Source organism: Nonomuraea deserti (assembly GCF_004348685.1).
GTDB lineage: Bacteria > Actinomycetota > Actinomycetes > Streptosporangiales > Streptosporangiaceae > Nonomuraea > Nonomuraea deserti.
This window is the reverse complement of sequence record NZ_SMKO01000243.1, coordinates 1-13,548: the sequence shown is the minus strand read 5'-3', so window position 1 is coordinate 13,548 and position 13,548 is coordinate 1. Positions and strand designations below refer to the sequence as shown.

The 13,548-nt window shown below is 74.0% G+C and carries 12 protein-coding genes; 5 read left to right on the top strand and 7 right to left on the bottom strand.

Annotated features, from left to right (window positions below; genetic code table 11):
- Nucleotides 1–1,004: serine/threonine-protein kinase (locus E1292_RS45275; RefSeq protein WP_165975078.1), on the bottom strand; the 1,004-nt coding region annotated here is incomplete at its 3' end.
- A 151-nt stretch (nucleotides 1,005–1,155) separates the two neighbouring features.
- Here E1292_RS45275 and E1292_RS45270 point away from each other — a divergent pair.
- The gene (locus E1292_RS45270) at nucleotides 1,156–2,724 is read left to right on the top strand and encodes an AMP-binding protein (RefSeq protein WP_132605976.1); all 1,569 of its coding nucleotides are present in this window, start codon (nucleotides 1,156–1,158) and stop codon (nucleotides 2,722–2,724) included.
- Here E1292_RS45270 and E1292_RS45265 read toward each other — a convergent pair.
- Nucleotides 2,706–4,010, bottom strand: a complete 1,305-nt coding sequence (locus E1292_RS45265) for a family 43 glycosylhydrolase (RefSeq protein ID WP_132605975.1) — start codon at nucleotides 4,008–4,010, stop codon at nucleotides 2,706–2,708. The genes E1292_RS45270 and E1292_RS45265 overlap by 19 nt on opposite strands.
- 103 nt (nucleotides 4,011–4,113) lie before the next feature.
- Entirely contained in the window at nucleotides 4,114–5,010 is an 897-nt protein-coding gene (locus tag E1292_RS45260) for a diacylglycerol/lipid kinase family protein (RefSeq protein ID WP_132605974.1), read from the bottom strand.
- A 150-nt stretch (nucleotides 5,011–5,160) separates the two neighbouring features.
- On the opposite strand from E1292_RS45260, the gene E1292_RS45255 reads away from it, so the two are divergent.
- The 4 genes from E1292_RS45255 to E1292_RS45240 all read left to right on the top strand — a co-directional run bounded on the left by E1292_RS45255 (nucleotide 5,161) and on the right by E1292_RS45240 (nucleotide 8,591).
- On the top strand, nucleotides 5,161–5,733 hold the full coding sequence (locus E1292_RS45255) for a TetR/AcrR family transcriptional regulator (RefSeq protein WP_132605973.1): 573 nt from the start codon (nucleotides 5,161–5,163) through the stop codon (nucleotides 5,731–5,733).
- 105 nt (nucleotides 5,734–5,838) lie between these two features.
- Entirely contained in the window at nucleotides 5,839–7,446 is a 1,608-nt protein-coding gene (locus E1292_RS45250) for an alpha/beta fold hydrolase (protein ID WP_132605972.1), read from the top strand.
- Between the two features lie 81 nt (nucleotides 7,447–7,527).
- Nucleotides 7,528–8,085 (top strand): TetR/AcrR family transcriptional regulator, encoded by a 558-nt coding sequence (locus tag E1292_RS45245; protein ID WP_132605971.1) that lies wholly within the window; start codon nucleotides 7,528–7,530, stop codon nucleotides 8,083–8,085.
- Nucleotides 8,082–8,591 carry a hypothetical protein gene (locus tag E1292_RS45240; RefSeq protein WP_132605970.1) on the top strand — a complete coding sequence of 170 codons (510 nt, stop codon included), beginning with the start codon at nucleotides 8,082–8,084 and terminating at the stop codon, nucleotides 8,589–8,591. The genes E1292_RS45245 and E1292_RS45240 overlap by 4 nt, the downstream gene beginning before the upstream one ends.
- A 6-nt stretch (nucleotides 8,592–8,597) precedes the next feature.
- On the opposite strand, the gene E1292_RS45235 is transcribed toward E1292_RS45240, so the two are convergent.
- From E1292_RS45235 to E1292_RS45220, 4 genes are all read right to left on the bottom strand, one after another.
- Nucleotides 8,598–9,494 carry a DUF8094 domain-containing protein gene (locus E1292_RS45235; protein ID WP_132605969.1) on the bottom strand — a complete coding sequence of 299 codons (897 nt, stop codon included), beginning with the start codon at nucleotides 9,492–9,494 and terminating at the stop codon, nucleotides 8,598–8,600.
- A gap of 185 nt (nucleotides 9,495–9,679) precedes the next feature.
- Nucleotides 9,680–11,392 (bottom strand): ABC transporter ATP-binding protein, encoded by a 1,713-nt coding sequence (locus E1292_RS45230; protein ID WP_132605968.1) that lies wholly within the window; start codon nucleotides 11,390–11,392, stop codon nucleotides 9,680–9,682.
- Entirely contained in the window at nucleotides 11,389–13,218 is a 1,830-nt protein-coding gene (locus tag E1292_RS45225) for an ABC transporter ATP-binding protein (RefSeq protein WP_132605967.1), read from the bottom strand. Before E1292_RS45225 ends, E1292_RS45230 begins: the two co-directional genes overlap by 4 nt.
- A gap of 77 nt (nucleotides 13,219–13,295) precedes the next feature.
- The coding region (locus E1292_RS45220; RefSeq protein ID WP_165975077.1) for an alpha/beta hydrolase fold domain-containing protein at nucleotides 13,296–13,548 on the bottom strand (253 nt) is incomplete at its 5' end.

Sequence of the window (13,548 nt, the reverse complement as noted above, 5' to 3'; positions counted from 1 at the left end):
GAGGCCACGGGAGGGGGTTCCTCCCCCCGCAGGTTCGTGACGGCGAGCGTGCCGGCCACGACGAGCAGGGCGGCCGCGCCCGCGGCCAGGCCCAGCCGCCGGCGGCGCCCGTCCATCCCGGGAAACGGCCGGGTGCTCCGCCCGGCGGGAAGGGCGGCGGGCGCGGGCAGCGGCGGCGGTTCGGCGTCCTCGGCGACGCTCGCCAGCGTGCGGCGTACCAGCTCGGGGGCCGGGCGCTGGGCGGGCTCGCGCGCCAGCATGCGGGTCAGCAGCGGCCCGAGCGGCCCCGACCGCCGCGGCGGTCGCGCCTCCTCGGTGAGGACCCTGGCCAGCACCGCCATCGCGTCGCCGCCCGGGTGCGCGGGCTCGCCCTCGGCCGCCTCGTACAGCGTCGCGGCCAGCGACCACAGGTCCGACTGCGGGCCGGGGCGTTCCCCGCGCAGCCGTTCGGGGGCGATGTAGCCGGGGGAGCCGACCAGCATCCCCGACTGGGTGATCGTCGCCTGGCCCTCGACCGTGGCGATGCCGAAGTCGGTCAGGACCGGCGCGCCGTCCTCGCCGAGGAAGATGTTGCCCGGCTTGATGTCGCGGTGCAGCACGCCCGCGGCGTGGGCGGTGGCGAGCGCGTCCAGCACGCCGAGGCCGAGCCGCGCCACCCGGCGCACGGGCAGCGTCCCCGAGTCGCGGATCACCCGGTCGAGCGGCCGGCCGCGCAGCAGCCGCATGACGATCCACGGGCGGTCGTCCCTGGTGAGCACGTCGTGCACGGTGACGATGCCCGGGTGCTTGAGCCGGCTGGCCGCCTGCGCCTCCCGCACCATGCGGGCGCAGAGTTCGGCGCGCTCGCCGGGGCCGAGCTCGGGCGGGAGACGTACCTCCTTGATCGCGACCTCCCGGTCCAGCCGCTCGTCGTGCGCGCGCCAGACCGTGCCCATGCCGCCGGTGCCTATCGGCGAGAGAAGGCGGTAGCGCCCCGCCAGTGAGCGGTCTTCAACACTCGACATTCCGCCAGCGTAGAAAGGAGCGATATAAATCCGCTTTAAGGGCGCCATATAGGGAGGTCGTCCGGCGGATGGTGCGGTCTCCCGCGGCGCGGCCCCGCCGTGCGACGATCGATCAGGCAGCCCTTTCGCACAGCCCAGGCAGGAGGGACGGATGTCCGGTCTGTCGTTCGAGCCGCTGACCCCGACGAGCTTCCTCGAACGGTCGGCGACCGTGTTCGCGCGGCGCCCCGCGGTGCTCGACGGCGCGCTGACGCTCACCTACGCCGAGTTGTGGCAGCGGGTGCGCCAGGTCGCCGGCGGCCTGGCCGGGGCGGGGGTGCGACCCGGCGACCGGGTGGCCGTGCTCGCCGCCAACGGCCACATGCTGCTGGAGGCGACCTTCGCGGTGCCGGCGGGCGGCGCCGTCCTGGTGCCGATGAACATCCGCCTGTCGCCCGGCGAGCTGGCGTACATCCTCGACCACGCCGAGGTGTCCGTGCTCCTGCACGACGACGGCCTCGCCGCGGCGGCGCGGGCGGCGGCCGCCACGAGCGCGGCACGCCCGCTGCTGGTGCCCCCCGCCGCGTACGACGCGTTGCGCGCCGGCGCAGAGCCGCTCCTGGTCCCGGTGGAGGACGAGCTGGCGCCGCTGTCGATCAACTACACGAGCGGGACGACGGGCCGGCCGAAAGGGGTCGTCTACCACCACAGGGGCGCCTACCTGCAGTCGATGGCGATGGCGCTGCACGCCAGGCTCGACGCGGCCAGCGGCTACCTGTGGACGCTGCCCATGTTCCACTGCCACGGGTGGTGCTTCCCCTGGGCGGTCACCCTGGCCGGCGGCCGGCACGTCTGCCTGCCCAAGGTGGAGCCGGGGGAGGCCTGGCGCCTGATCCGCGAGCACCGCGTCACCCACCTGTGCGGCGCCCCGACCGTGCTCACGTCGCTGCTGGCCCACCAGGACGCGCCCACCGGTTCCCTCGACCCGCGCCTGCTCGCCTGCGTGGGCGGCGCGCCCCCGAGCCCCGCGCTGCTCGGGCGCGCGCTGCAGGCGGGCATCGACGTGATCCACCTGTACGGGCTCACCGAGACGTACGGGCCCGCGGCCATCTGCCAGCCGCAGCCGGAATGGGCCGGCCTGGACGCCGGCGAACTCGCGGCGCTGACCGCGCGGCAGGGCGTCGGCAACGTGATCGCCCAGCGCGTCCGGGTCGTCGACGAGCACGGCGAGGACGTGCCGGCCGACGCCGCGACCGTCGGCGAGATCGCGATGCGCGGCAACGACGTCATGGTGGGCTACCACCGCGACCCGGCCGCCACCGGCACGGCCGCGCCCGACGGCTGGTTCCGTACGGGCGACCTGGCGGTGGCCCACCCCGACGGCTACGTGCAGGTCGTCGACCGCGCCAAGGACGTGATCATCTCAGGCGGCGAGAACATCGCCTCCGTCGAGGTGGAGAACGCTCTGGTGAGCCATCCGGCCGTGCAGGAGGCCGCCGTCGTCGCGCGGCCCGACCCGCACTGGGGCGAGGTGCCGGTCGCGTACGTCAGCCTGGCCTCCGGCGCGAGCGTCACCGAGGGCGAGCTCGTCGAGCACGTCAGGGGGCGCCTCGCCCACTTCAAGGCGCCCCGGGAGGTGGTCTTCTGCGACCTGCCCAAGACCTCCACCGGCAAGATCCAGAAGACCGTGCTCAGGGAACGCGCGGCCGGCGGCGGCCCCGATCAGGCGAGCTCGACGTAGTCGAGTTCGGCCCACCGCGTCAGGTGCCGCAGGCGCAGCGTGTTCCACCCCGCGACCAGATTGACCGTCGCCTGGACCTGGGTCCAGTTGTCCCAGCCGCGGTCGGGGTAGTCCACGGTGGCCTGCGCCGACCCGTTCACCGTCAGGGTGTGCTGGGCGTCGCCGTATCCGGCGGCGTACGCCACGTTCGCGGTGTAGGCGCCGCCCACCGGCGCGAACACCCTGATGTCGACCCAGCTGTCGGCGTGGTCCAGCTTCGCCACCACGGCGCCCTGCGACGCGCCGGCCGCGCCCGTGCGGACCTCCGCGTGGTTGACCGTGCCGCGCTCGGCCTCGTAGCGGACCCGGCTGCCGCGCACGACGGGATAGTCGCCGGCCCAGCCCAGGTCCGCCGTGTACATCCAGCGCGCGTTTCCGACCCAGCCGTGGAAATAGACGCGCTCGCCCAGCACGTCGGTGCCGCCCGGGCCCTGCACCGCGCCGTCGAAGGTGCCGGTCGTCATGAGCGGCCGGTACGCCTTGGTGTAAGGGCCGGCGAGCGAGGGGGCGGTGGCGTAGCCGGTGAAGTAGGAGTTGCCGGTGTAGGAGCCGCCCGAGTAGAACAGCACGTACTGCGACGGGCGTTTGACCAGCACCGGCGCCTCGATCACGCCGGCCTCCTCCGGGCGGTCGTTGCGGATGAGCTCCCTCCTGGGCCCGGTGAAGGTGACGCCGTCGGCCTCCACCTGCTGCAGCCAGATGATGGCGGGCCTGCCCACGGCGTTGCCGTCGTTCTTGTACAGCAAATAGCGCGTGCCGTCGGTGTCGACGAAGCTCGACGGGTCGATGTCGCCGCCCTCGGCCGGGTCGCAGACGAGCGGGCCGTCGCCGATGGGCCGGAACGGACCGAGCGGGGTGGGCGACAGCGCGGCGCCGATGCACATGCGCTTGGTCGCGGTGCTCGGGCCGGTGAAGTACATGAGGTACTGCCCGTCCGCGCGGCGGGTCACGTCGGGCGCCCAGAAACCGCCGTCGCCCGCCCAGGACGGCTTGTCGGGCAGGGCGTCACCGCGTACGGTCCACGGCCCGGTGGGCGACGGCGCGCCGGCCACCTGGATGCGGCCGGCCCGGCTGCTGGTGGAGTAGGCGTAGAAGGTGGATCCGGCCTGGATGACGTCGGGGTCGGGGAAGTCGGCCTCGATGATCGCCGGCGGCGGGACGGCGGCGGTCGCCGCGCCGGCCTCACCCCCGCCCGCGAACGTCGCCACCAGGGGTAACACCACGATGAGCCGGCCGGACAACCACATGGGATCCTCCCATCCACCGCGCGCCGGCGGGGCCGTCCGCGTCCGGGCGGGGGCCGGCCGGCGCGCGATCATCACGCGTTCCTGACCGATGGTCTCACAAGGGTCAAGCGTCACGGTCCGGCGCGATGAGCCGCCACGCTCCGGGGCGTACCGTCCAGGACCAGACGGACGCGGCCGGGAGCAGTTCGCCGTCGGCGTTGGCCGGCACGGGCTCGCCCTCGATGACGACCGCGCTCGCCCTGACGGTGACGACGTCGCCGCGCTCGGGGTGCTCGCCGCGCCGCATCCGCAGCGCGTACGCGAGCCGTGCCCAGGGGGAGACGGCGAAGGAGACGACGACGTCGGCCAGCCCGTCGTCCAGGTGCGCGTCCGGCGCCAGCGGGGTGCCGCCGCCGATCGTGGCGCCGTTGCCGACGCCCACCATGAGCACGCGCCGGCGCCCGGACGCGACGACAACGCCGTCGGCGCGCACCCGCAGCCGCCAGCCCCGGCTGCGGATCCCCGCGAGCAGCGCGCCCACGGCGTACGCGGCCCGGCGCAGCACCGGCTTGAGCGGGGCCGCCTGCTGCGAGGCCAGCGCGCCCGCGCCGACGTGCACGGCGTTCATCACGATCCCGCCCTCGTCGTCGACCAGCAGGTCGAGCGGCCGCTCGGTGCCGCGCAGCACCAGCAGTGCGGCCTTCTCGGGGTCCAGCGGGACGCCCAGGGAACGCGCCAGGTCGTTGCCGGTGCCCATCGGGATCAGCCTCACCGGCCGGTCGGCGAGCTCGCCGCGGGCGAAGAGGGCCGCCAGCACCGTGTGCAGGGTGCCGTCGCCGCCCAGCACCACGGGGTCGCGGTCGGGGTGCGCGGCCAGGACGCGGCCGACGTCCCCGGGCGCCGCCACGACGGGGGCCACGACGTCGGCCTCGCTCTCCAGCGTGCGCAGCACCGCCTGCCGCGTCTCGTCGTCGTCGCCGCCCGCCGCCGGGTTGCCGATCGCCACCAGCCTGCGCGCCATCTCGCCCGCCTCTCCGTCGCCCTGGTCCGCCCCGGTTCCCCCGGCAGACCCGGCGAAACCATCCCGGGGGCGAGACACACCGCGCCCGGCCGGATCCGAGGCGCCATCGCGCGGGTGGACAAAATATGTAGATCGGTCTACTTTATCGGCATGGCGATCAAGGGGGAGCAGACGCGGGCGCGGCTCATCGACGCCGCGCGCACGCTGGTCGAGGAGCGGGGCTACTACGGCACGGGGCTCAACGAGGTTATCGAGGCCGGCCGGGCGCCCAGGGGCTCACTCTACCACCACTTCCCCGGCGGCAAGGAGCAACTGGCGGCCGAGGCCGTCGCCGCGTCCGGCCGGGAGGTCGACGCCCTCATCAGGAGCCTGGCGGACGAGGCCGCCGGCACTGCCGCGCTCATCGACGCCGTGCTGGACGCGCTGGCCGGCCGGATGGAGGCGGCCGGCTACGCGAAGGGATGCCCGATCGCCACGGTCGCCCTGGAGGTGGCGGCCACCCACGACGCGCTCCAGCAGGTCTGCGCGGGCGCCTACGACGGCTGGGAGCGGGCGCTGGCCGACCGCCTGGTCGCCGACGGTCGACCACCGGGGGAGGCCGAGGACCTGGCCTGCTCCCTGCTCGCCCTGATCGAGGGGGCCCTCGTCCTGGCCCGCGCCCGGCGCAGCCTGGTGCCCGTCGAGCGGGCACGACGGTCGGTGGCGGTCCTGCTCGGCGCCTGAGACGCGGCGCCTCATCGCCGCGGTCGTCGGCTTCCCGATGAGCCGCGAAACCGCGGGCCGTTTGCGGTTCAAAATATGTAGATCGGTCTAGAGGGAGGGTTCATCATGAGTCCACCGGACACTCTGGTCACCGGGGCGACCGGCTTCATGGGCCGGTGGCTCGTGGCGGAGCTGCTCTCCGCGGGGCGGCCGGTCGCCGTGACCGTCCGCGGCGGCCCCGCCCGCGCCGCCGATCTGCGCGCCTGGCTGCGTGCGCACGACGTGAGCGACCAGCGGCTCACCGCCGTCGCGGCCGACGTCACCCGGCCGGGCCTCGCGCTCGCGCCGGAGGACGAGACCCGGCTGGAGTCCGTACGGGACGTCTTCAACACCGCCGGCGTGTACCGCTTCGGCCTGGGCCGCGACGAGGCCCGGCCGGTCAACGTCGACGGCGCCGTGAACGTCCTGCGCTGGGCCGCCGCTCGCCCGCGCCTGCGGCGACTGGTCCACATCTCCGGATGCCGCGTGGGGGCGGCCGAGCCGCCCTCGGAGCACGACCTGGCCGGGCTCTACCGGCGCCTGGGCGCGTACGAGGCCTCGAAGCGCGAGGGGGACGCCGCGGTGCGGCGGGCGGCGGCGGAACAGGGGATCCCCCTGACGGTGGTCAATCCCGCCACCGTGATCGGGCACTCGGCCACCGGCGAATCCGGCCAGTACCTCGGCCTGGCCGGCCTGGTGGAGCGCCTGTGGTCGGGACGGCTCCCGGCGCTGCCCGGCTCCCGGCACACGTACGTGCCCGTGGTCACCGCCGACCACCTGGCCCGCTTCCTGGCCGCCGTCCCCGAGCATGATCGGGGGCCCTTCCGCGCCCACTGGGTCCTCGACGACGCCACCCCCGAACTGCCCGAACTGGTGGCGCTGCTGGCCCGGCACCTCGGCCTGCGCGCACCGCGCGTGCTCCTTCCGGCCGGACTCGTGCGCCGCCTGCCCCGCGCGCTCACCGGAGCCGAGCCCGAGTCGCTGACCTTCATATCGGAGGACCGCTATGACACCTCGTCGGCCGACGCGCTGGCCGGGGCCGCCGGGCTCGCCCACCCGCCTGTGCGGGAGGCGCTGCGCCGCTGGGCCGGCCGGCTCGTCGCCGACCTTCCCGGGCTCGGCCGCTCCGCCCCTTCCGCCGCCGGCCCCGCTGCCTGGCTCGCCGCGCTCCTGGCTCCCGTACGGACCCGCCCGGTCCTCGTGGCACATTCGGCGGGCGCCGCGCCCGCGCTGCGCCACGCGCACGCCCACCCCGGGCGGCTCGCCGGTCTCGTGCTCGTCTCGCCCCACTTCCTCCAGCGCCGGCCACCATGGCACCTGCGCGCCGCGGTGCTCGCCGGCCCTCTTCTGCGGACGGTCTCAGGCCCGCGCCTCGCCAGGGCCCTGCTCGGCCCCGGCACCACCGCCGGGCCGGCGCTGGAGAGCGCGGTCGCGCAGCTGCGGCGTCCCGGCGTCGCGCGGCGCACCGCGCGCCGGCTGGACCGGGCGCAGCGGCAGGCCGAGCGGGCCGAACTGCGAGCGCTGACGGCCACCTGCCCGGTGCCCGTACGCGTCGTCGCCGGCGAACACGACCCGCTCGTCGGGGACGCCCTCGACGTTCCGGTCACCATCGTCCACGGGGCGGGGCACCACCCGGAGCTCAGCCACCCCGCCCAGGTGGCCGCCGCCGCCAACGCGGGCGTCCGCCCCGGCTGAGCCTCCCTCCGGCCGGCTGCCGCCCTTGGGGTGGTGATGGAACGGATTGATTATGACTGACCAGTCAGTCATAATCGGCGGGTGACCCCGAAGAGAGTTGACAAGACCGAGCGGCGGCAGCAGATCCTGGCCGCCGCCGTCCGGGTGTTCGCCCGCAAGGGCTTCGCAGCCACCCGCATCGACGACGTCGCCGCCGAGGCGGGCATCGCCAAGGGCAGCGTCTACCTGTACTTCGACAGCCGCGACGCGCTCCTGAAGGCCGCGTTCGAAGCGCACGCCGCCCGGGTCGCCGCGCTGCTGACCGCCGCGGACGACGGCGGCGACCCCCTCGACCGGCTGGAGACGCTGATCGGTTCCACGCTGACGATGCTGGTCGCCGATGCCGACCTCGCCCGCGTCCAGCTGGACGTGTGGAACACCCCCTTGGACATGGCGGGCCTCTACCGCGACTACCGCACGGCGGTCGCCGGCCTGCTGCGCCAGGCCACGATCCGTCCCGGTACCGACCCCGACCGCGCCGCCGCCGTCATCGTCGGCGCGGTCGAGGGCTGCCTGCTGCAGTGCCTCGCCGACCCCGAGCTCGACCTGGGCGACCTGGCCGGGCCGATCATCCGGATCTGCGTGCGGAGCCTGCGATGAGCCGGATCGACAACGTGCTGATAGCGCCCGGCGCGACCGGCCCCGATCGGCTCCTCTGCTACGGCGCCGCCCTGGCCGGCGCCGCGCTCGCGCTCCACCAGGCCTTGAGTGCGGACTGGCCATGGCCGGCGGTCGTGGTCGTCACGATCGTCGCCCTCGACCTGTACGGCGGCGCCGTCGTCAACGCCACGGCGGCGGCCAAGCGCAAATTCCACGCCCCCGGCCGGGCGGCCAGGCATCACCTGATCTTCGTCGGCATCCACGTCCAGCCCTTCCTCATGGCGTGGTTCGTCCCGGCGTTCACCTGGGGCGCCGCCGTGACGATCTACCTGATCGCGTGGGGAGGTGCCGCCGTCCTGCAGCTCGCGCCACCGGGCGTGCGCAGCCCCGCGGCCTTCGCGATCGCCGTGCTCGGCCTCACGCTCGTCACCGTCCCGCAGGCCGTCGCCTGGTTCACGCCGGTGCTCCTGATCAAGCTCCTGCTCTCCTACCTGCGACCCGCGTGAGAGGCCTCAGGCGTACCAGTCGGCGGCGATCTCGTGGAGCGCCTTGCCCTTCCCCCGGGTGGCCACCCCCAAGGTGAGGACGGCCGAGATGCTCTGCGGGTCGTTGAGCAGGCTGAAGACGTGAAATGAACCGCCGTCCGCGGTGCGGAACCCGTACGGGCGGCTGTAGGACTGGTAACCGATGTACGCGCCCTTGGAGACCGTGCGATAGGCGCGCCTGCTGTGGTTGTCCTCGGCCAGCCGGTAGCCGTCCCTACCCTCCTGATCGTGCCTGTCGTAATCCCAGAACACCAGGTACTCCTGGGCGATCTCCCTGCCGACGCGGGCCGGCATGGCGGTGACGTAACCCTCGGCGTCCCGCCGCGGCTCGGGCACCCGCTGACCGTGGTGCAACGGGCTCTTGGCCGCGAGCTTGAACTCTCCGCCCTCGGGGCGCCAGAACGCCAGGATGTGCGGGCGGTCCCGGCCCGCGTACGTGGCCTGGAGGAGGAACCACTGTCCGCCGGGGATCGTCTGCTCGCGAGGGACGTAGGAGACCTGCCCGGTCAGGCGGATCGGTTCGCGTTCCTTCCTCCTGTCGCCGTCCTTCACGGCCCACCGGTCGATCACCGCTTCGTGCCTGGTGCCGTCCCAGAACAGTTTGTCGATCGCGGATGGGTCGTCCCACCAGTCGCGGTCCTTGACCGTCCTGTTGTGTTCGGCCAGCCAGTTCGCGGCGCCCCGCTTGGCGTCGGCGATCGTGAGGCCGGTGGCGACCGGTGACGTCGATGGCGTGACGGGGGACGACCCGCGGGCGGAGGCGGTCGGCCGGGCCTGCCCGGTGGGCGGCGTGAGAGACGGCAGCCCGCAACCCGTAGCGGTCACCGTCAGGAGGGCGATGGCGATGAGGGACGTTGTGCGCACGGTTGCTGATGCTTTCCGGTAGAGCGATGCCGCGGGCCGGCTACGACGGGGACAGGCGGAGGGCGGGGGTGCCGGCGACCTCAGGAGGCGGGATCGACCCCGATGCCGAGGCGTTGATCAGGAGATCATCGCGTCGTGTCCGGCGCTGTCTCCCGCCATGCCGCCGTCCTGGCCGGCGGCACACACTACCAGCGCATCGGCGCCATGGAGATCTCCCAGAACCCCGCGTAGCGTCCGCCGCGGCGCAGCAACTCGTCGTGGCCGCCTTCCTCGACGATCCGGCCGCCGTCCACGAAGACGACGCGGTCGGCACGCCGGACGGTCCGCATGCGGTGCGCCACCATCACCACCGTCCGGCCCGCCATGAGGCGCTCGATCCCCTCGTGGACGGCCGCCTCGTTCGCCGGGTCCAGCGCGGAGGTCACCTCGTCCAGCAGCACGATGGGCGCGTTCTTCAGCAGCGCCCGCGCGATCGAGACCCGCTGGCGCTCGCCACCCGACAGCAGCGCGCCGCCCTCGCCGACGTTCGTCGCCCATCCGCCGGGCAGCCGCTCGACCACCTCGTCCAGCCGCGCCGCGGCCGCCGCCGCCCGCACTTCCGCCTCGCCGGCGTCGGGACGGCCGAGCCGCACGTTCTCCTCGATCGTGCCGTCGAAGAGGTAGACGTCCTGGAAGACGATGGCGATCCGCGCCATCAGCGCCTCCGGGTCGATCGAGCGCACGTCCACGCCTCCGACGCGCACCGCGCCCGCGTCCACGTCGTAGAACCGCGCGAGCAACTGCAGCAGGGTGCTCTTGCCCGCACCCGACGGGCCGACGACGGCGAGCCGCTGTCCCTGCGGCACGGACAACGACACGTCGTCGAACACCGTACGATCGCCGTGCCGGAAGGTGACGGACGCGAGCTCCAGGTCATGGCCCGCCGGCTCGATCGGGTCGGCGGGCTCCGGCAGCGGCTCGGTGCGCAACACCTGGTCGAGCCTGTCCAGCTCGGACCGGGCGCCGCGGAGCCGGCCGCCGAGGTCCGCCAGCGACAGCAGCGGGTCGGCGCAGCGGGCGGCCAGCACCAGGATCGTCAGCACCTCCGCCGCGCCGATGGCCCCGCCGAGCACGAGGTAGGCGCCCAGGACCAGCAGCACGGTGAAGATCGCCTGCACGACGAGCGTCAACCCCACCATGCCCGGCAGCGACGCCAGCACGGTGCGCCGGGACGCGCGCTGGACTCCCCGCAGCGCGTCGTCGAGCAGCGCGAAGCGCTCCGCGGCCCGGCCGCCCGCCCGCAGCACCGGCTGGGCCTGGAGATACTCGATGACCCGCCCGGTCGCCTCGTGGTCGCGCTCGTGGCGCACGGCATCGGTGGCGGCCATCGAGCGCGCCGTCCAGATCTGGATCGCCGCAACGACGGGCACGGCGGCCAGCGCGGCCAGCCCCATGCGCCAGTCGAAGACGAGCATCACGGCGACGACGGCCAGGGGAGTCACCACGGCGGAGATGAACGGCGCCAGCAGATGCGCCGCCACGCTCATCGCTGCCAGGAGCCCACGACCGGCCATGACGGACACCTCGCCGACCCGGCCGGCGCTGTACCAGCCGATGGGCAGCAGGGCCAGATGCTCGCCGAGCCGGTGATACATGCCGCGCAACATCGTGGTCCCGACGCGCATGCCGGACAGATCGCTGGTGTAGCGCAGCACGGCGTAGCCGGCGACCGCGGCCCCGAACGCGACCAGCCACGGCCAGGCGTCCGCGGGCGTGTCCCCGAGCAGTGCCCGCAACACGGGAACCAGCAGCGCGTAGGACAGGCCCTCGGCCGTCGCGGTGATCGTCATGAGGGCCATGGTGCGGCGCATCGTCCGGGCGTGCTCGTGTCCCAGCACGCGCAGCAGCATGCGGATCATCGGGGCTCATCTCCTTGTCGTACGCCACCGCTCGCGTCGGCGACCGCCGATCGCTGGGACCGCCAGAACGCGGCGAACCTTCCGTCCCGTGCCAGTAGCTCGGCGGGGCTGCCGCGTTCGGCGATCGACCCGTTCTCCAGCATCACGACGGTGTCGGCGTCGGCGACCGTCTCCAGGCGATGGGCGATGACCAGGGTCGTCCGATCGCCCTGAAGCGTCGCCAAGGCCCGGCGCACCGCCTGTTCGGTCTGCGGGTCGGCGAACGCGGTCGCCTCGTCGAGCACCAGAACGGGTGCGTCGGCCAGCAGCGCGCGTGCGATCGAGATGCGCTGCGCCTCGCCGCCCGACAGCCGCGCGTCGTCCCCGAGCACGGTGTCGTATCCCCGCGGCAGGTCCAGAATCCGATCGTGGATGTTGGCCAGCCGGGCGACGCGGACCACGTCGTCGCGGTCGGCATGCGGCACCGCGAGCGCGATGTTGTCGGCGACCGAGGCGCGCAGCAGGCGCACGTCCTGGAAGACGAAGGAGACTTTCCGGTAGAGCTCCCGGCTGCCGAGGTCGCGCAGATCGACGCCGCCGAGGAGGACCGAGCCGTGGGCCGGGTCGAAGAACCGCGGCAGCAACTGGACCAGCGTGGACTTCCCGCTTCCCGACGGCCCGACGACCGCGGTGACCGTCCCGGGTTCGAGCACCAGGTCGATCCCGCGCAGCACCTCGTAACCGTCGTCGTAACCGAACCGGACGTCACGCAGCTCGACCCGGTGCCCCTGCGGCGCGACCGGGTCGACCGGCTCCGGCAGCGACGGCACCTCGAGCACGTCCTTGATCCGGCCGACCGCGCGCCTGGCGGCCTGCAGGTCGTCGAAGCCGTGGCCGAGGGCCGCCACCGGCGCGGTCAGGCCCAGTCCGAGCAGCAGGAAGGGCAGCAGGTCGGCCGGGGCCATGCCGCCGGACGTGATCAGGGCCGCACCGCCGACCAGCACGACCAGCAGCACGAACGGCGGCGACAGCGCCAGCTGCATTCCCGCCGCGACCAGGGACATGCCGCGCACCCACCGGAAGAAGACGCTGACGAAGTCGTCGGCGGCCTTGAGGAACTTGCGGTGGGCGCGCCCGGATCCGCCGAACGCCTTGACCACCGCGATCCCCTGGACGAACTCGACGACGGAACTCGCGATCCGTCCCATGGCCGCGTCGAACTCCTCCTGCTCGCGCAGCCGGGCGGGAAGCATCAGCAGGGGGACCAGCGACACCGCCATGCCTACCGGGATCAGCGTGATCAGCGTCAGCCGCCAGTCGACGGCGGCCAGGTAGACCAGCGACACCAGCGGCACCACGAAGGCGGAGACCAGCTCGCCGGGGGAGTGGGCGATGAACGGGTGCACGGCGCTCACGTCCTCACCCACCACCTTGGCCAGCTCTCCGGTGCCGCGCCGGGAGAACCAGCCGATCGGCACGCGCCCCAGCCGCGCCGCCAGCCGCCGGCGGAGCGTCAGCTGCACCTGGCCGTCGACGACATGCCCGATCCCCGACGAGGCGGCCGTGAACAGCAGCCGGACGAGCAGGCCCGCCGCGCCCGCGGTCACGACGGTCCAGACATGGCCGTGGTCGACGGGGCCCGGCGACAGCAGGACACGGCCCAGCTCGACGACCGCAAGCAGCGGCGCCAGTCCCGCGACGGCGCCGATCACCTGCGTCAGGACGACAGCGGCGAACGCCCATCCGTAAGGGCGCAGCACCTGTGCCATGCTCTCCCCCGGCCCGGATGCGGCACCCGGTGGTGGGGCGGGCTGCTCCCTGGCCTGGGCAAGGTCCGTGGCGGTCATGGATCTCCGTTCTCGTGGATCTCGTCGCGACCGGGCCCGCGGTCGAGGCGGTGGTCGCACGCCCTGGGCGGCTGGCGTCACCCGGCCAGGCCGCGGTGGAGTGCGGCGCCGAGTTCGGCGATCTGGCGCTGGGAGATCTCGGCGGACAGGATGGCTTGTGAGCCGTGGAAGGTGCCGGGCCATTGGTGGAGTTCGACCGAGACGCCGGCCTGGAGCAGGCGGGTGGCGTAGATGATGTCCTCGTCGCGGTTGGGGCACAGCTCGGCGGTGGCGATGTAGGCGGGAGGCAGGCCGGTCAGGTCATCGGCGCGGGCCGGGGCGGCGTAGGGG